Here is an 18,603-nt window from a genome sequence, read left to right as displayed (position 1 = left end):
AATTTCCTGTTTTTTTGACGGAGCTGTAGACCTGGGCTTTTCTTATTCCAACGGGACCGCGGCGGGAGCAAGGGGAAGGCCAACTTATGCCGCAAAACTACGATGTCATTCACTTTGAAGCGCTGGGCGAGGAGTCTCTCCACCTGAAGGAGGAAACAATTGCCGCGCAGGAAAAAGGGCTCCTACCCGCGGACCTGCGTTATCTGATCGTCCCGGACTCTTTGCAGGAATTTACAGAAAAGCATCCGGAGGAGCAGCTCCCCCCCTTATCACCATTAAAACCCACTCCATTCTCCCCGAAGACTATCTGAAGCACGGAGAGAAAAAAAGCATCATCACCCGCAGTGCCGGCTACGACCATTTGGAGACTCTGGCGGACAGGGCAAACATCACCTCGCTGCGCAACTACTGTGTCAACGCCGTGGCCCAGACCGCCGTAAAATTTTTGTATGCCACCACGGGGCTGCTCAATCACTACACGGTGAACACCGCCACCTTTGAGCGGAACAAAACCGACTCCTTTATGGAGCTGGCCCCCAACCGGGTGGTGACGGTATTCGGCGTCGGTAAAATCGGAAAGCGCATTTTTGACCTGGTGGCCGCCAACGGCCTGACGGTGCAGGCGGTGGATGCCCGCGCCCAGGAGCTCTCCCACCTCTACGGGGGACAGATGCGGTTTGTCACCAAGGAGGAGGCGATCCGGACCAGCGACATTTTTATCAACGCCATGAACCTCACCCGCACCCCCACCAGCCCCTATTACAACGAAAACTACTTCTCCTATGAATATCTCCGCCAAGCCAAGCCGAGCTTGATTTTTATCAATGTGACCCGGGGCGAGATCGCACCCGAATCCGCCCTGCTCCGCCTGTACGACGAAGGCGTGCTGGGCGGTCTGGGGCTGGACGTCTTCTCCAGCGAAAACAACTTCTCCCTGGCCGTCCAGAAGGGACAGGTCCAGCCGGTGGACGCCCGGGTGGCCGCGGCCCTGGTCCTGCTGCAAAAGGCGGAAAGCCGCATGGGCAATATTTACGTGCAGCCTCACCAGGGCTTTAATTCCGATCTGGCCGTGGCCTCCAAGGCCGCGGACACCATCTGCCACATGGTGGAGTGGTACCGGCGCGGAAAGACCGGCTTTGGGGAGCAGCTGCCCTACTACAGGCAGGTAATCTAATCTTTCCAAGGAGCGAGTTCTTAAAATTTTCGATGAAGGAGCTTGGTTTTGCTTATGGAACTTACAATGTCAGCCGCAATTTGGCAGGTCATGGTTGATATATCCGTCATAGGCACCTTATTGCTGATCGGTGAATTTTTGCGTGCGAAGGTAAAGCTTTTGCAGACCATTTTGGTCCCGCCAGCTGTCATAGCGGGCTTTCTTGCCCTGATGTTTGGTCCCCAAAGCCCGGTGGAACAGTTAAAGGTCCTCCCTCTTTCGTCCTCCTTCGGTACCTATGCCAGCGTATTGATCGTGGTGATTTTCGCCGCTACCCCCATTGGAGACAAGCCCCAAAAGGAGGCCATGTCCGGCTCCCGCCTGAGCGGAATGTTTTTCAACGTCACCGGCATCGCCGTTCTGCAGTACGCGGTGGGTATGTTGGTCACCCTTGTGCTGCTGGTCAAGCTCTACCCCAGCCTGAATGAGAACTTCGGTCTGATGATGGCAACCGGCTTCTATGGCGGCCACGGCACCGCCGCCGCGGTGGGCAGCGCTCTGAACAACCTGGGCGTGCCCAACATGACGGATCTGGGCAACGCCTGTGCCACCATCGGCATCGTTGGCGGCATAATCAGCGGCATGATCATCATCAACTGGGGCACCCGCAAGGGCTACACCCACTATGTGGACAATCCCTCGGAGCTGCCCACCGAGATGCGCACCGGTCTTGTGGCTCCCGCCAACCAGAAGTCCTGCGCCAAAGGCACGGTGGCTTCCATCTGCCTGGACCCCCTGGGCTTCCACGTGGGCATCGTCATGTTTGCCTGCTGGGTGGGCTATATGGCCTCCGCTTGGTTCGCCAGCTGGACTCTGAATACATTTTCCATCAAAATCTCCATTCCTGAGTTCTGCCTCTCCCTGATCGCCGGTATCCTCTTAAACGGCCTGCTGAACAAAACCGGTACCCACAAATATGTGGACCGGGGCACCGTACAGCGAATCCAGGGCACCGCCACGGACTTTCTGATGATTTCCGGCATCGGCTCTTTGAACCTCAGCGTGGTCTTTGAATACGCCATTCCCCTCATCGTCGTGTGCGCCGTGGGCTTCCTCATCAACTGGATTTGGTTCATGGCGATCGGCGCCAAGTCCTCCGAGGAGGACTGGTTCGAGCGCAATATGATGGTCTGGGGCCACGCCACCGGCGTAGCCGCCACCGGCGTGCTGCTCCAGCGGGTGGTGGACCCGGAGCTGAAAAGCCGCGGAATTGAGGACTCCGGCATCGCCGACGTGTTTAACCGGCCCATCCTTATCGCCCTTCAGGTCTTCCCGCCCATTGTCATTGTGAATATGGGCACCTACGGCAGCTGGATCGTCACCGGCGTTTGTTTCGCGTGTGTGGCGGTCATGTGGATCTTTGCCTACATCACAAAGGGTTGGGTTCCCCGCCGTCCCATCAAGACCTATTGACCCCATCCCTTCGGTGCGCTGCGCGTCCACATTCTCCCGTTTCACGCAGCCAGGATTTTCCCCCTCTTCCCCACAACCTACCCCTTTCTTTCTTCTTTTTTACCTCGCAGCTCAAAACATGCCGGTGCCCGCAGTCTGCACGCAGACTGCGGGCACCGGCATTCATAAAGAAGCGCCCTGGCAGGACCCTTGCTCCAGATGGGAGCGCCGTTCAGACCGGCCTCCGGCTCACAGGCGGGTCAATAGATGAAGTAATCATGAAACATCAGCGCGATGGACATGTGGATCCGGGCGTAATAATCCTCCAGCTTAATGCCGCTGATGGCGGTGATTTTCTCCAGACGTTTGATCATGGTGTGGCGGTGAATAAACAAAATTTTGGAGGTTTTTGCGATGTTGCAGCTTGTGGACAGGTAGATTCTCAGCGTATCGGCGTAGCTGGTCCGATTCAATTTGTCGTAATGCAGCACCTGCTGCAGGGCTTGGTTTTCCAATATGATCGAGGAGCTGTTCTGTTTTAAATAGCTCAGCATATAGATAAACCGAATGGACTCGTAAGTACATACTCCCCGCTTGGCCTTCACTTCTCGGAGGGCAGTCAGGCCGTTTTCCGCACGCAGCAGCGCCGAATTGAGTTGCTCCGGGGCGGATAAATATTCGTTCCCCAAAAAATAATTTGTGCCGTAGCTCTCGAAAAAGGCCACAAATTTCAGGTGCAGGCGGTATATGACGGAGGGGGAATGTTCGGGAGGATGGGCCACCAGAAACACATGCTTATTTCCCGACAGCTTGCGCCACCTGCAAAAGTAACAGTTGGCCTGCAAAAAGGACAAAATTTGGGCAAAGCATTCATTCCACTTCTCCTCCGCCGCGCTGGTGTAATTTCCCGGCTCCAGGAGCAGGATCCGCACGATCTGATTGCCGGACTGGGGGAAAAACATGTGGCCGTCGCTGCGCAGCACCTCCTCCAGGAAGACATGGGCCTGCTTCAGCGCCGCGGTTTTCCAGGTTTGATCCCCCTGGGGGGAGAGAAGAGGGGCGAGGGTCTGGACGATGTCGGAAAAGGGTATGCGGATGGGCAGCGTCAATAGGGGGAATCCCAGCCGGTCGGCCTCGTCGATGAGCTTTTGGGGAATATGCTCCACATACCGGCCGGTCTGCACCACAAGCCCCCTGGTGTCACATTGACAGAGCATGGTGATCAAGGAGGAGAGGGTACCCTCATCCCGCAGGCCGTACCCGGAGGTGAAGAGCAGCTCTCCGGGGCGGAAGTCCTCCGCCCCATCAAAGACGTCCTTGTAATTGATGGCGGTAACCACATTCCCGATCCCGTTTTGACCCGCAATCAAATTTAAGTCAGGAAAAACGCACTGGCTGATAAGCTCTTGAATGGTGCAGGCCATCGCTACCCCTTCCTTTACTCAAGTTCCGTGTATCAATCAGATCCAATATTGATTCGGCGGCATCCCGTGCCCCCACAGCTTCCCTTTTATGCAGAAAAGGCGCTATGATTTTATTCATAGCGCCTTTGCTTTTTTTATAAATTTACATGGAAATGGGTCTCTTGTCAAGGAAAAACACATCCGCTTTTTGCCCGCTACGCCGCACGGACGTATAAATGATTTAACATGTCCACCATTTCTTCCAAAACAGTATACAGTATATAGTTTGTCCGTTGCCCGGGCAGTCCGTTCTGTATATAATTTCTATAATAGCAACAAAATTCGTCCTGTTTCACACTTTTTCCACAACAACTCCCTGTACTTTGCCAGAACGGAGAATCCAGCATGCGAATCATCGCCCATCCCATAGCTGATGAACGCCGGGATACGCTCCTTCCGCACCACTCCGAAGCGGAAAGAGAAGCGGGGCATTTTCTGTACCATCGGCCGGTGCACCGACTGCATGATGATCGTGGACGGCGTTCCCAATACACGCACCTGTGTGGCCATTGTACGGGATGGGATGCAGGTAAAGACCCAGGAGGGACTGGGGTCCTTTGAGGAGAAGAAGGGGGAAGACAAGTGAAGATCAAGGAAGTGGACGTAGCAGTCGTCGGCGCCGGTTCGGCGGGTCTGAGCGCGGCCTATCAGGCGGCCTCGGGACATGAGCTGAGAAGGGGGAGAAGACACCATGAGTGAGAAGGGCGAACTGATTATCTGCCGGTGCCAGGAGGTGACCCAGGGAGAGATCCTGGAGGCCATCGCGGATGGAGCCACCAGCGTGGACGGGGTAAAGCGGCGCACCCGGGCCTGCATGGGCCTGTGCCAGGGGAAGACCTGCGGCAGACTGGTGCAGAACATCGTGGCCCGTGAGACGGGCCAGGCCCCCGCTGATGTACTCCCCCAGAAGAGCCGTATGCCGGCGCGGCCGGTAAAACTCGGGGCGTTTGGAGGGTCTGAGGATGTATGATGTAATTGTAGTAGGCGGCGGTATCATCGGCTGCTCCGTAGCCTGGCAGCTGGGAAAGCGGGGCAAAAACGTCCTGCTGCTGGAGCGTAACGACTCCGCCAGCGGCTCCGCCGGCGCCACCGACGGCTTTGTGGGCTGCCACACCAAGAAGCCGGGACCGCAGCTGGATCTGGCCATCCAATCCATCGCCATGTTTGACGAAATCATGGAGGATCTGGGTCCGGACATCGACTTCGAAGCCAACGCCGGCGGCCTGCAGCCGGTGGAGGACAAGGAGCAGTGGGATGTCCTCTCCCAGATGGTGGAAAAGCAGCGGGAGAGCGGCGTGGACGTCCGGATGATCTCCGCCCAGGAGGCCTGCCGTCTGGTCCCCGGGTTGAGCCCAGATATCTACGGGGCACTGTATTCCCCCACCGCCAACAAGGTCAACCCCCTGCGCCTGACCTTTGCCTACCGCCGCCTGGCCCGGGAGTCCGGCGTCACAATCCTTGACGGGGTCACCGTTACCGGCTTCACCCTGGAGGGCGGCCGGATCAAGGCGGTCCAATCCGACCACGGGGAGTTTCCCTGCGGCACGGTCGTCAACTGCTGCGGCTCCTGGGCGGGAAAGGTGGCCAAGCTGGCCGGTCTGGACCTGCCCATCAAGCCCAGAAAGGGCCAGCTGGCGGTCACCGAGCCCATCGGATTCTATATGCGCCCCACCTTGCAGTGCGCCCGGTACAACGTCATCAAATTCCACCCCGAGCGCATCAAGGACCCCACGGTCCTGCGCCTGGGTTCGTCCATGAACATCGTGCAGACGGCGGAGGGCGGTCTGGTATTCGGCGGCACCCGGGAGTTTGTGGACTTTGAAGGGGAGAACACATTTGAAGCCATTGAAACCATGGCCAAACGGGTCCTGCGCTTCTTCCCCCAGCTAAAGGACGTGAGCGTGATCCGTTGCTTCTCCGGGTTCCGCCCCTACACGCCCGATGGTCTTCCCCTGTTGGGAGAAGTTTCCTCCCTGCCCGGCTTCTATATGGCGGCCGGCCACGAGGGGGACGGAATCGCCATGTCCCCCATCACCGGCAAGCTGATTGCCGAGCTGATCGTAGACGGCGCTCCCTCCTACGACATCAGCAGCTTCAGCCCCAACCGGTTTCTCGTATAACCATGCCGGAGGGCATACATAGGTCGGACGCCCGGGACAGCCCGGTTCAAAGGAACAAACAGACAAAGGAGGCAAGATTATGAAAGTAATTGTGAACGGCGCCGGTGGCCATATGGGCGCAATCCTGCGCAAGCTGGTGGAGGACGGAAACCAGGGTTCCACGTTGGCGGCCGCGGTTGAGAGCGTGGGCTATGCGGAGGGAACGCTCTCGTCGCTGGAGATGTTCCATGGCGAGGCAGACTGCATTATCGACTTTTCCCATCCCGCCGGCACAAAGGTGTTGGTGGATTTTGCCGTAAAGCGAAAGCTCCCTCTGGTCATTGCCACCACCGGGCAGGAGCAGGCGGAGCTGGACATGATTCAGCAGGCCGCCAAGGAAATTCCGGTCTTCTTTTCTCATAATATGGCATTGGCGGCCATGCTGGTCAGTCAGCTGTGCAAGACCGCGGCCAAGGCTTTTCCCGACGCGGACATCGAGATCATCGACATCCACCACAACCGCAAGGTGGATGTGCCCAGCGGCACCGCACTGATCATCGCCAACGCCATCAAAGAGGTGCGCAGCGACGCCACCTTCAACATCGGCCGTCCAAATAACGGCAAGCGGACCAAGGAAGAAATCGGAATCCACGCTCTGCGGATGGGCAATGTGGTGGGGACCCACGAAATTATTTTCAACACCGGCACCCAGGTGCTCACCATCAAGCACGAGGCGCTGGACCGGGCCATGTTTGCGGAGGGAGCCATCACCGCCGCGGCCTTCCTGATTCAGCAGAAGCCGGGCTTGTACAATATGAATGACCTTGTAAAGACCATCTGATCCCTTCCGGACGCCACATACGCGCGGCCACCATGATCTGTGCGGGGATCTTCTCCCCGGAGGCCTGGCTCCTGGCGTTTATCGACGGTCTGAACCGCATATCCTGGATCACCTTCTTAGCCCTGTCCGGCGGTATTTTCGCGGAGATATCCAATGAACTGGGAACTGTGGATACAACCATCGGTATGCTAAACGCAAAGTTCGGCAAAAGTCCCCGGGCGTTGATCATTTCCATCATTCTGGTGCTGACTCTGGCTGGCTCTCTGCTGGGCGACGCGTGCGCGGCAGCCACCGTAATCGGCGCTCTGACCATCGGGATCCTCTGCTCCATGGGGATCTCTCCGGAAAAGATCTCCGCCATCATCGTGATGGGAGCCTCCATCGGCTCCATCATGCCCCCCATGACCCAGGCCATTGCGCTGGCCTCCACCCTTTGTGACACCGATCCCGACCCCGTCGTGTCGTTAGGCTACCTCACCGTCTCCATCACTCTGGTGGTCTGCTGCATCTATGTCAGCGTCTGCCTGGTACACAAGCACAACCGCCCCGGTGTGGACCCCTCTTATGTCATTGAAATGCACCACATGACCGCCCGGGAAATCTTGCGGAAGGGCTGGAAATCCCTGCTTCCCGTCGGCTTCCTGATCATCGTAGTGCTGATGCGCACCATCCCGGCCATCAATTTTGACCTGGGCCCCACCATCCTCAAGTCCTTCAGCATTACCGTGGGAGAGGAGACCTCCGATCTGTACTCCGTTCTGAGCAGCATCACCGTCTTAGGCGGACTCACCAACGGCATCGTCATGTCCATTATTCTGGCCATCGCGGTGTCCTTCGGGTTCCCCTCCGTGCGGAAAAATCACAAGGCCATCGTCTCCCAGGCTCTGCGGAATACCGCGCCCTGTGTCACGGTACAGATCTGCGCCGCCTTTATGCTGGGCTGTTTTTATGCCGCCGGCTCCATCGACGCGGTCAGTCAGTTCGCCATGTCCCTCAATGAGGGCCTGCTGAAAATCGGCGGCGGCATCGCCATGTGTCTGGTCGGCATGCTGACCGGCTCTCAGACCACCACGCAGAACGCGATCTTCTCCTTCTTCGGTCCCGCTCTGATCTCCACCGGCCTGAATCCCACCTATGCCGCTCTGGCAGGCGCCAATCTGGCTATGGCCGGTCAGGGCATGCCTCCGGCCGACCTGACCACCTTTGTGGTTGCCGGTCTGGTGGGCGCGCAGCTGAACCGCAAGTGTGACCCGGTGAAATCCATGATGTATTCTCTGCCCATGTGTATCTGCTTTATCATCATAGCCGGAGTACTGATGAGCTTTTAACCGAACGGAGCTCCAGACGTTCTTCCCCCCATCCTCTTGTTCAGCGGCGAGTGACTGCCCAGTCACTCGCCGCTGCCCGGAAAACGGGAACCACATCAGCGGGTGGAGGAACTGCCCCCTGGCCTTTGACCTCAATCTTGATGGTAGGAGGAATGAAGCTATGACCGCACCGCTGGGTATTTTGATGCTCAACACAAAATTTCCCCGTATTCCGGGCGACATCGGAAATCCGGAGAGTTTTTCCTTCCCCGTCCGTAAAAAAGCCGTGGAGAACGCCAACCCGGACAGCGTGGTTTTCCACAACAGCCCCGCTCTTCTGGAGCCCTTTCTGGCCGCGGCGGAGGAACTGGAGCGGGAGGGCGTCCGGGCAATTACCACCAGCTGCGGCTTTCTGGCCATGTATCAAAAAGAACTGGCCGCTCGGGTCCACATCCCGGTGTTCACCTCATCGCTCCTGCAGGTCAACATGGTTTCCTCCCTGCTGCCGGCCAATCAATGTGTGGGGATTATGACCATCAGCGCCAACAAACTGGGCGAGCGGCATTTTCAGGGCGTCGGGATCGCGGAGACGAAAAAGGTGATCTGGGGCCTGGAGGGGACCCATTTCTACGATGTCTTTACCGACCGGGTGTCCCGGTTTGACCGGCAGCAGGCCACCCGGGACATGATCTCCCAGGCCCAGGCTATGGTGCGGGAACACCCGGAGGTGGGGGCCATTATCTTTGAGTGCACCAACATGCCCCCTTATGCCGGAGCGGTGTCCCAGGCGCTCGGACTTCCGGTGTACGATATCCTGACCCTTGCCAACTATGTCATGTCCGGGGTCTTCCGTTCGGCGTATGTGGACGGCCACCCGGGGACAAGCCCGGGGACCGGGTCCGTCTCTCCCCGCGAGGCGACCACCGTGCGGAGCTGCATTTGAGGGGAGCTATGGCCCTCCGGACCGCTCTGCTCCCAGGCCAAGACCGTAATATTTGTCAAATAGGGCAGTCCCTCTGGGACTGCCCTATTTGACCGTTCCGGCCTCTGCGGCCCGACGGCTCAAGCTAACGCCTCCCACGGCCCCATTCTGCACCGCTGGACATCCTTGGCTGCCCGAATCGGCCCTTCCGCCGCGGCAGCTCTTTCGCCCCCGCCCGGACACCACCTTCCTCGGCCGGCATGCAAAGAGACCTCTCCTATATTTCATAGGAAGATAGTGACTTTGCCGGCCGCGCTATGGTAAAGTAGGTAAAATAGCTCTCTTTGTCCAGAAGGGGGGTGCTGCGTGTGGAAACACGACCAGAATGGGCACACATAATGGCCGACGGTATCCCCGGGGAACTGCTGCTGGTGTTTGCCCTGCTGATCTGGGTGGTGTTCGGACTGATCTTGGCCTCCAACCCCAAAAACCGGCTGAACCAGTGGTGTTTCGGCAGCGGGATGATGTTCAGCGTGGGCGCGCTGAAGGAATACCTCTTTTATACCCTGGGCCCGGAGCTGATCCGCCGGGGGGTCTGGAGCGAGGAGGGGGTCCGGCTTTTGTACTCCCTGCTCAGCGCCGCCTTCTACTACCTGTCCATGCCGGCGGTGGTCATATTCTGCCTGTACTTCCACCACCTGGACCGGACCCGCCCCGTCCTCTTCCGCCGCCTGTTTCTGCTGGTGTACCTGCCGCCCGTCCTGCTGGCCCTGATCTTTCCCTGCACTCAGACGCTGGCCCTCCAGAGCGACCGGGTGTTCTGCCTGACGGTGGGCCTTTATAACTGGTGCTACGGCCTTATCGGGACCGGTATCCTGGCGCACATCCTCACGGCGGAGCGGATGAGCGCCAATTACCGCCAGCGCCGCCTGGCCGCCTTCAGCCTGCTGGTCCCACTGTGGTTCTGGCTGATCTCCGCCTTTCCCTACCACGCCCTGGGCATCCCCAATCTCAGCAAAATGTGGCAGTTCAACCTCATCGTGGTCCTCTTTCTCCTCTTCTATTTCCTGTACCACGCCTTCCGGGAGGGGATCTGGGGCATCCGCTTCCGCCGGGAGACCTACGACTGGAACAGCGGGAACCAGGCGCTGCAAAAAAACGCCCGGTATGTGGGCCACGCCCTGAAAAACGACCTGGCCAAAATCGAGTGGTGCACCGATGTCCTGGCCGGGGCGGGAGTCTGCGGCCGGGAGGTGGAGATCCTCCGCCGCTCGGCGGCCCATTTGAAGCAGTTTATCAGCCGGACCCAGCTCTACTCCCAGGACATCTCCCTGGCTTTGGAGGAGTGCGATGTGGAGGGGCTGTTTCAGGAGCTTCGGGAGGGATTCAACCAGCCCCGGGCGGGGGCGGGCCCGGTGCAGATCTCCTTCTGCGACCGGGAGCCCCTGACCTGCGACACGGCCCACCTGGAGGAGGCGCTGCGCAACCTCATCACCAACGCCGTGGAGGCCGCGGGCGAGGAGGGGCAGGTGGTCTTGTCCTACCGCTGCGACCCCCGCAGGCGCTGTGGGGTGATCACGGTGGCGGACAACGGCTGCGGGATGGACGAAGAGACGGTCAAGCAGCTGTTTGAGCCGTACTATACCACCAAAGCGGGGGGCGAGAACCTGGGTCTGGGCCTCTATTACTGCTGGAATGTGATGAGCGCCCACGGCGGCAGCATCCGGGTGACGTCCCAGCCGGGAGAGGGGAGCGTTTTTTCCCTCCTCTTCCCCGTCAAACGCAAACGGAAGGGGGCACAGTCGGGCCATGGCACCGATTCGGATCCTGGTCGTGGAGGACGACCGTGATTTTCAGTATCTCATCCAGCAGACCCTGGCGGCCAGCCCGGATTTTGTGCTGACGTCCTGCTGCGGGAACGAGGAGTCGGCCTGTCTTGCGGCGGCGCGGGACGATCCCGACGTGGTGCTGATGGACCTGGCCTTCCCCTCCGATCCCATGGGGGGCGTGTGGGCGGCCCGGCGCATCCGGCTGGAGACCCGGGCCAAGGTGATCCTGCTCACCTCCTACGAGGACCCGGCCACCGTGATCCGGGCCAGCGTGGAGTCCTTCGCCTCCGCCTATGTGCTGAAAAGTCAGTTCCCCCTGCTGGTCCCCACCATTCGGGAGACGGCCCGGGGGGCCACGCCCCAGTCCCACCTGATCTGCTCCGCCCTCCTGCGCAGCCTGACCGCGGCGGAGCTGGCGGTGTTCCAGCACATGCTGGGCGTGCCGGTGACCCTCCACTCCTCGGAAAAAACCATCGCCAACCAAAAAACCAGCGTGCTGCGCAAGCTGGGGCTTCAAAACAAGCAGCAGCTTTGCCACGTGTTTGCCGCCTATTTTCCCCATCAGGACCTGTAAGCCGTACATCGATCATGCCCAGGGCCCCCGCCGTTTGCGGCGGGGGCCCCGCTGCGTCTCCCGCTCCCAAATTTCTTGGGAACACAAAAACAGACCCCAATGCTATAATTTTATTGTTTATCATGTCAAATTCTGGTGAAAATCCGGCGGCGGGCGTCGGGGAGGAAACCATAGCCCGGCCGACAACGCCGGCAGGGAGAATAGAGGCGCTGGAAACAGGTTCTGGCTCCTCTATTGTTTTAACGGCGGACAGCTTCCCCGGGCCGGACGCGGGCAGGGGAAACCAGCCGGACCAGGCGCCGGTTTCCCGTGGTATAACCGTACCATACAGATCGGAAGGGAGAAACAGACTATGAAACATATCATGAGATCGGCCAGCAGTGTTGTGTGTTCCCTGCTGCTCATCCTCGGACTGGTCCTGCCAGCGGCCGCGGCTGACGGACAGAAATATTATGACTGCACCCTCTACCTGTTCGGCGTGGATGCGGCCGCGGAAAATATCGTGACGAGGGGGGTGGCCATCCAGGTACAGGCGGGAGACGGAAGCGGCGGCACCTGGGCCGTGGCCAGCTATGCGGTGACCAACGGGTCCACCTATTATGTGGCCACGGATGCGGCCGACACAAGCGTCAACACCACCGCCGAGCTGATCGCCTCCGACGCCGACAGCGGGATCGCCGTCTTTCGGCTGAAGGAGCGGATCGGGACCTGCACGGCTCCCGCCCTGCGGACCCTGGACGGGGTGAGCACCCAGAAGAGTGTGGCGGTGGCCGGTCTGGGGGAAAAGGAGGGCTCGACCTACTTCTTCTCCCGGGCCGCGTACATCCAGGACCTCACCGCCCGCAACGGCTACACCTGCATCTCCCTGAAGGACTCCCCCACCTCGTCCCTGAGCGATTACGCCATCTACCCCGTGGCCGCGGTCATGACCAGCATGGATGAGGTGATCGGCTTTTACATCGACAACTATATGGCCCTTCCCGCGGGCTATATCATGCCCTCGGCAAACGGGATCGGCACCCTGGACAAGGGGGATGCGGGCTCCGGCAGCGCTGGTTCGGGCAGCACCGGCTCCGGCAGCACCGGCTCCGGCAGCACCGGCTCCGGCAGCACCGGCTCCGGCAGCACCGGCTCCGGCGATATCGGCTCCGGCCAGCAGACCCCTCCGGCGGGGGGGGCCACGGACCCCGGCCAGGATGAGAGCGGGAATTACTCCTTCAGCACTGTGGAGACGCCCAAGGAGGTGCTGGAGCTGATCAGCCAGGCGGAGGCGGAGCGCACCCGGGCCAATATCCTGCGCGTGGTGCTTATCGTCCTGTCCGTGGCCGCGGCGGGCGGCATCATCGCCTTTGCCCTGTTGAAGAGCCGCAGAGGCCGGGGCAGCGCGCCCGCCCCCGGACCGCAGCCGCAGCCCTCTCAGCCCCAGCCGGTACAGCCCATGGGCAAGACCGAATATGTGGGCGCCCAGGAGTACGGAAAGACGGAACCGGCCCTTCCCACCTTCCGGGTAGTGCCCCTGGCGGGGACGCCCGGTCAGGGACGGGAGATCCCGCCCCAGGGCCTCACCTTCGGACGGGACCCCGCCTGCGACCTCTCCTTCCCACCGGACACCGGCGGCGTCAGCGGCCGCCACTGCTCCCTCACCTGGAGCGGCGGGGCCCTGCGGCTGACCGATCTGGACTCCTCCTTCGGCACCCTGCTGGAGGACGGGCAGAAATTGTCCGGGACCGGCGCTGAGATCCGGCCCGGGATGTGCTTCTATCTGGGCTCCCGGAAGATCGGTTTCCGGGTGGAAGAGCAATGACGCGGCACCGCCGTGGGACGAGAAAGGAGAATGGAATGATGAAAAAGAGCGTTTCTATTTCTTTGATCCTGGCGCTGCTGTGCGCCCTGCTGGCCCTCCCCGCCCAGGCGGCGGAGAAGAGCGCCGTATCCCAGGCCCGAAACGGCGTGGTTCGGATTTTGTCCGTCCAGCCGGACGGGACGGCAAACATCGGCTCCGGCTTCGCCGTGGGCGAGGCGGGAAAGGCCTCCTCCGTGTTCGTGACCAACCAGCACGTGACCGCCGGAGCCCTGGCGGTCTACATCCTGCTGGACGACGAGTGGAACGCGTCCCCGGAGCCGGAGACCAGCTACCAGATGGACGCGGAGCACTCGGTGCGCTGCGACGTGATCTACGAGACCGGCGGATATCCGGACTACGCCATCCTGCGGGCGGAGCGGGTGGTGACGGAGCGCATCGCCCTCCCCCTGATGCCGGCCGCCCTGGCTGAGCCGGGCGAGGCCATCTACGCCCTGGGCTTCCCCGGGGCCAGCGACCAGGTGACCAATGACTACAACGCCTCCATCGACGCCGTCACGGTGACCACGGGGACCATCTCCCGCATGGCCCATATGGATCAGACCGACACCGATGTGATCCAGATCGACGCCACCATCAACCACGGCAACTCCGGCGGCCCCCTCATCACGGAGGAGGGATATGTGATCGGCCTGAACACCTACGGTATGGAGGAGAACATCTTCCTGGCGGTGCAGGTGGACTACGTCATCAACCGGCTGGACGACCTGGTGGACATCGGTACCCTCCACGATTTCACCTACACCCGGATCACCGACCGGCAGGGCAGCGTCAGTCTGCTGCCCACCCTGCTGATCTGTCTGGCGGTGGTGGCCGCGGCCGGTGGGGCAGCGGCTTTGATCCTCCGCCGGGGCAAAAAGGCCGCCGTGCCGGCTTCCCCCACAGCCGGAACCAACGCCTTCCGCCGGCCGGAGGGCACGACGGGCCAGTCCGGCGCCGCCAACACCCCCTCCTACCCCAATCCGGGCCCGGCCTACCCGAAAACGTCTCCCGCCGACCCCTTCCCCAAGACCGCTCCCGCCGACTCCATCGGCAAGACCATGCCCGCCCAGGCCCTGCCCCAGCTGCGGCTGGTGGGGACAGAGGGCATGTTTGCCGGACGGCGCTTCGCTCTGGAGGGCGCTCTGCGCCTGGGGCGGCTGCCTGATCAGAACGACCTGGTCTTTCCGGCGGACACTACCGGCGTCAGCGGGCGGCACTGCGTGGTGCGGCTGACCACCGGGGGCGCCACCCTCACCGACCTGGGCTCCTCCTTCGGCACCTTCCTGGGGGACGGCACCCGCCTGCAGCCCAATCAGGCGGTGGAGCTGAAGGTGGGGGACAGCTTCACCCTGGGCTCCCAGAAGCAGCGCTTCACCCTGGAGTCCAAGCCGTGAACACCCCCTGGAACGCACTGCCCACCGGAACGGTACTGAAGGGACGCTACCAGGTGGAGGAATTTCTGGGCCAGCAGCCCGCCGCCATGGTCTATCGGGGCATCGACCTGGTCCTGGGCCGCACGGTGGCCCTGCGGGAGTTCGTGCCCCGGTGGATGATCTGCATCCGGGAGGGGACCGACCTGTCTCTGATAATCCCCGTCGCCTTTTCCGCCTGCCGGGACGCCTTCCTGGAGGAGGCCCGCCGGGCCGCCCGGGAGGAGAGCCACCCGGCTCTGGCCCGGGTGCTGGATGTGTTTCAGGAAAACCGGACCGCCTATGGGGTGGAGGACTGGGTCCCGGCACAGACTCTGGACGCGCTGGTCCGGGAGCGGGGGCCCATGGACCCGGAGGCGGTATGGGCCCTGGTGGAGGAGGGCGCCCGCGCCCTCCATGTGCTCCACGCTTCCGGGGAGAGTCACGGGGACCTGCGCCCGGAGACCATGGGCTATACCCAGGAGGGGACCCTGCGCATCTGGAGCCGCACGGGGAACTCCGTGCCCTGGCCGGTCTGGCGGGAAGAGCTGGACCTGCCCACCCCCTTCCTCACGCCCGATGTGTGGTGTCTGGGAGGGGTGCCTCCCATGCGTCAGGATGTCTACGGTCTGTGCGCCTGCGCCTGGTACTGCCTCACCGGACAGCCCCCCGCCGCCGCGGGCGGGACGGGCGTCTTCCACCCCAAGGGCCGGCGGCAGCAGCAGCTGGCCCACGCCCTGGAGCGGGGGCTGGCGCTCCAGGGTGTGGGCACCGCGGCCGAGCTGCTGGACGTCCTCCACGCCCCGCCGCCCCGGACCCCTGTGTGGGCACGGCTGGCCAAGGGACCGGTGTGGAGGTGGCTGACCCGGGGCCGGGGACCCAAGGCCATCGCGCCCATCCACTGCATCGCGGCCGTCCTGGTCCTGTCCCTGGCCCTGACCGGCTCGGTGCTGTGGCAGCGGGCCACGGCTCCCGAGCCGGAGCCCGCCTGGCAGCCCCCGGACCTGCTGGAGGGGCTGACCCAGGAACAGCGGGCGCTGATGGTCCAGGGGAGCTTCACCTCCGGGGAGCTGTCCTATCAATTCCCCGTCTACGGCATCCGGGAGGTCACGGTCACAGGCTATGTGGGCACGGGGACGGAGGTCACGGTACCCCAGGAGGCGGAGGGATTCCCGGTGCGCGGGATCGAGCCCCGGGCCTTTTTAGGCCACGGGCTGAAGGTCATCCGCCTGCCCGACTCCCTCCCCTACGACCCCACGTATTTCCCGGCGGACTGCCAGGTGTACGGCGGGCGGAGCACGGAGATCCAGCAGGCCGGCGGCGAGACGGCGCTGGAGCGCCAGCTGAGAGAGGCTCTGGCCGGGGAAGAGGGCTAGGGAAATCAGCCGGACCGGGGTCCAAGGCCCGTGTGCTATCCTGTTTTCAGAGAAAAGACCGACGCGAAATGTGTGCTGCAAGAGGTGAAGGAGATGGCGACCTATTGCCCATATTGTATGAGCATGGCCCATGGCGAGGGGGCGTGCCCGGCCTGCGGGAGAGACCCGGCGGAGTATTCCCCCTCGGTGCACCACCTCCCCCCCGGTACGCTGCTCCAGGGGCGCTACCGGATCGGACGGGTGCTGGGGGAAGGAGGATTCGGGATCACCTATTTGGGCCTGGACGAAAATCTCCGGCGTCTGGTGGCGGTGAAGGAGTACTTTCCCACCTCCTTTGTGCTCCGGGAAAATTCCGTCTCCCTGGGGGTGACCTGCTACACCAGCCAGGGGAAGGAATTTTATGAGCGGGGGCGGGAGCAGTTCCTCCAGGAGGCCAGGACCATGGCCCGGCTGGACCGGGTGCCCCAGATCGTCCATGTGCTGGATTTCTTTCCCGCCAACAACACCGCCTATCTGGTCATGGAATTTCTGGAGGGGGCCACCCTCAAGGAGCTGGTGGCCCGCCGGGGCCCCATCCCGGCCCGGGAGCTGCTGGAGCTCATGGAGCCGGTGGTGCGGGGAATGGACACCATGCACCGGGCGGGGGTCCTCCACCGGGACATCAGTCCGGACAATCTCATGGTCCTGAAGGGGGAGGGCGTGAAGCTGATGGACTTCGGCTGCGCCCGGGAGCTGGAGGGCGGGCACACCTTGACGGTGGTGCTCAAGCACGGCTTTGCCCCGCTGGAACAGTATACCGGGCGGGGGCAGGGCCCCTGGAGCGACGTGTACAGCCTGTGCGCCACCCTCTACTACTGCCTGACCGGCGCCGTACCGCCCCGCTCCGTCGAGCGGGGCGGCGAGGGGGACGAGCTGCTCCCCCCCACCCAGCTGGGCGCCGGGCTGACGCCCAGCCAGGAGCAGGCGCTGCTCAAGGGCCTGGCGGTACGGGTCAAGGACCGCTGGCAGAGCGCGGCGGAGTTCTATGCCGCCCTGTACGGTCCGGCGGAGGACTCCCGCTCCTCCGCCCTCCCGGCCGCCGGGGCGCAGGGCGGGGCGGCTTCCCCCCGGCAAAGGAAAGCGCCCGGGGACCCGGAGATCGCCCAGGCTCCCATGGGTCCCACCGTCCCCGCACAGGAGGAGGCCCGGGAGGCCCCTTCCGGTGGAACAGCCGCCAGCCGGGCCCTTGACGCCTCCCCCTCCGCGCCCCACGGCGGAGAGGAACACCGGCAGCCGGAGGAGAAGGAAGGGGCAAACCCAGCGAAACGGCCCCGGCTTTCTTCCCGAAGGGTGCAGGCCCTCCTGGGGGGCGCGGCCTGTCTGGCCTTGGTGCTGGCCGCGGCGGCCGCCCTTGGAACCAGAGGGGGGAGCCTCCCCGCCCAGGACGGCGGCGGACAGCACTACTCCCCATCCCAGCCGGAGGACGGGACGCAGGCGCCCCACCAGGAGGAGCCCGTCCAGACGGCGACGCCGGAGCTTCCCCAGCCGGAGGACGGCTCCCCGGACCCGGAGGACGGAGCCATCGCCGGGTCCCAGAGCGGGGCCGGGCAGGAGTCCCCGGCGGAGGATGCCCCGTCCGGGCAGTCTCCGTCCTCCCCGGAACAGCCGGCGGAGAAAGAAGAGACCGCCGGCGGCTCCCAGGCCAGTCAGCCTCCCGCGCAGTCGCAGCCGTCCCAGCAGCCGGTCCAGACGGCAGAAGAGCTCTGCCAGGCCGGCAAGGCGGCCAATGAACAGAAGGATTATGCCACGGCAGTTTCCCTGTTCCGGCAGGCGGATGACATGGGAGATACCTATGCCGTATATCAGTTGGCCGCCGTGGGTTATTACGGCTACTGGGAAGACCTGGGGGATAAAGATACGGCCTTGTCCCTGCTCCGGGAGTCCAACCAAAGGGGAGCAGCCGGCACGGAGATCGCGCCCTATATACGCCGGATCGGCCGCAGCTTTGAGCGGGAGGAACAGTATGCCACAGCCGCGCCCATTCTGGAGGAGGCGGCCGAGATGGGAGACCTGGAAGCCATGCTGGTCCTGGGGACGATGTATCTGTACGGAAAGGGCGTGGCAACGGACAACGATACCGCTGCCCACTGGATCTTAACATCCGCCCAAGGCGGAGATGTGGCGGCCTACTACTATGCCGGGGTGCTTTACCAGTATGGATGGGGCGTGGAGAAGGACTGGGACATGGCCCGCAGCTGGTACCAGAAAGCCCTGGACTCTGACTATTCCACCGGGAAAGCCCAGGCTCAAAGGGCCCTGGACGAAATGAATGGGGCGCAAGCCCCTTAGCGGCAAA

General features: G+C 62.4%; 16 protein-coding genes. 15 read left to right on the top strand and 1 reads right to left on the bottom strand.

The window, feature by feature from the left end; translation table 11 throughout:
- Nucleotides 1-86 precede the first annotated feature (86 nt).
- The 3 genes from B5E43_RS15530 (at nucleotide 87) to B5E43_RS10585 (ending at nucleotide 2,626) form a co-directional block, all read left to right on the top strand.
- On the top strand, nucleotides 87-311 hold the full coding sequence (locus B5E43_RS15530; protein ID WP_242964806.1) for a hypothetical protein: 225 nt from the start codon (nucleotides 87-89) through the stop codon (nucleotides 309-311).
- Between the two features lie 50 nt (nucleotides 312-361).
- Entirely contained in the window at nucleotides 362-1,174 is an 813-nt protein-coding gene (locus tag B5E43_RS10590) for an NAD(P)-dependent oxidoreductase (RefSeq protein ID WP_242964805.1), read from the top strand.
- Between the two features lie 90 nt (nucleotides 1,175-1,264).
- On the top strand, nucleotides 1,265-2,626 hold the full coding sequence (locus tag B5E43_RS10585; RefSeq protein WP_242964804.1) for a sodium/glutamate symporter: 1,362 nt from the start codon (nucleotides 1,265-1,267) through the stop codon (nucleotides 2,624-2,626).
- Nucleotides 2,627-2,865: 239 nt separating this feature from the next.
- Here the strand turns inward: B5E43_RS10585 and B5E43_RS10580 are convergent, their stop codons facing one another.
- Entirely contained in the window at nucleotides 2,866-4,029 is a 1,164-nt protein-coding gene (locus B5E43_RS10580; RefSeq protein ID WP_087396536.1) for a PucR family transcriptional regulator, read from the bottom strand.
- A gap of 412 nt (nucleotides 4,030-4,441) precedes the next feature.
- Between B5E43_RS10580 and B5E43_RS10575 the strand changes: the two genes are divergently transcribed.
- The 12 genes from B5E43_RS10575 to B5E43_RS15675 all read left to right on the top strand — a co-directional run bounded on the left by B5E43_RS10575 (nucleotide 4,442) and on the right by B5E43_RS15675 (nucleotide 18,596).
- Nucleotides 4,442-4,654: a (2Fe-2S)-binding protein gene (locus B5E43_RS10575; RefSeq protein WP_087396534.1), complete on the top strand. Its 213-nt coding sequence runs from the start codon at nucleotides 4,442-4,444 to the stop codon at nucleotides 4,652-4,654.
- Nucleotides 4,655-4,759: 105 nt separating this feature from the next.
- A complete protein-coding gene (locus tag B5E43_RS10570) occupies nucleotides 4,760-5,038 on the top strand; it encodes a (2Fe-2S)-binding protein (RefSeq protein WP_087396532.1) in 279 nt (92 codons plus the stop codon).
- Nucleotides 5,031-6,188, top strand: coding sequence for an FAD-binding oxidoreductase (locus B5E43_RS10565; RefSeq protein WP_242964803.1), 1,158 nt, complete (start codon nucleotides 5,031-5,033; stop codon nucleotides 6,186-6,188). Before B5E43_RS10570 ends, B5E43_RS10565 begins: the two co-directional genes overlap by 8 nt.
- Nucleotides 6,189-6,267: 79 nt before the next feature.
- A complete protein-coding gene (gene dapB / locus B5E43_RS10560) occupies nucleotides 6,268-7,008 on the top strand; it encodes a 4-hydroxy-tetrahydrodipicolinate reductase (RefSeq protein ID WP_087396530.1) in 741 nt (246 codons plus the stop codon).
- A gap of 32 nt (nucleotides 7,009-7,040) precedes the next feature.
- Entirely contained in the window at nucleotides 7,041-8,336 is a 1,296-nt protein-coding gene (locus B5E43_RS10555) for a TRAP transporter large permease subunit (protein ID WP_087396528.1), read from the top strand.
- Between the two features lie 94 nt (nucleotides 8,337-8,430).
- Nucleotides 8,431-9,258: an aspartate/glutamate racemase family protein gene (locus B5E43_RS10550; RefSeq protein WP_343214306.1), complete on the top strand. Its 828-nt coding sequence runs from the start codon at nucleotides 8,431-8,433 to the stop codon at nucleotides 9,256-9,258.
- 347 nt (nucleotides 9,259-9,605) lie between these two features.
- The gene (locus B5E43_RS10545; RefSeq protein WP_143382996.1) at nucleotides 9,606-11,087 is read left to right on the top strand and encodes a sensor histidine kinase; all 1,482 of its coding nucleotides are present in this window, start codon (nucleotides 9,606-9,608) and stop codon (nucleotides 11,085-11,087) included.
- The gene (locus B5E43_RS10540) at nucleotides 11,047-11,640 is read left to right on the top strand and encodes a response regulator transcription factor (RefSeq protein WP_087396522.1); all 594 of its coding nucleotides are present in this window, start codon (nucleotides 11,047-11,049) and stop codon (nucleotides 11,638-11,640) included. The genes B5E43_RS10545 and B5E43_RS10540 overlap by 41 nt, the downstream gene beginning before the upstream one ends.
- Before the next feature lie 352 nt (nucleotides 11,641-11,992).
- Complete coding sequence (locus tag B5E43_RS10535; RefSeq protein WP_087396521.1) at nucleotides 11,993-13,444, top strand: FHA domain-containing protein; 1,452 nt, start codon at nucleotides 11,993-11,995, stop codon at nucleotides 13,442-13,444.
- A 38-nt stretch (nucleotides 13,445-13,482) separates the two neighbouring features.
- Complete coding sequence (locus B5E43_RS10530) at nucleotides 13,483-14,877, top strand: trypsin-like peptidase domain-containing protein (RefSeq protein ID WP_158099027.1); 1,395 nt, start codon at nucleotides 13,483-13,485, stop codon at nucleotides 14,875-14,877.
- Entirely contained in the window at nucleotides 14,874-16,268 is a 1,395-nt protein-coding gene (locus B5E43_RS10525; protein ID WP_087396517.1) for a hypothetical protein, read from the top strand. The genes B5E43_RS10530 and B5E43_RS10525 overlap by 4 nt, the downstream gene beginning before the upstream one ends.
- 117 nt (nucleotides 16,269-16,385) lie before the next feature.
- Nucleotides 16,386-18,596 carry a protein kinase gene (locus B5E43_RS15675; RefSeq protein ID WP_158099026.1) on the top strand — a complete coding sequence of 737 codons (2,211 nt, stop codon included), beginning with the start codon at nucleotides 16,386-16,388 and terminating at the stop codon, nucleotides 18,594-18,596.
- The last annotated feature ends 7 nt before the right edge of the window (nucleotides 18,597-18,603 follow it).

The sequence above is a fragment of the Flavonifractor sp. An100 genome, from assembly GCF_002161175.1.
In the GTDB taxonomy this organism is placed as follows: Bacteria; Bacillota; Clostridia; order Oscillospirales; family Oscillospiraceae; genus Lawsonibacter.
Note: the sequence above shows the minus strand (reverse complement) of the source record. Positions and strands in the feature narration are given on the sequence as shown.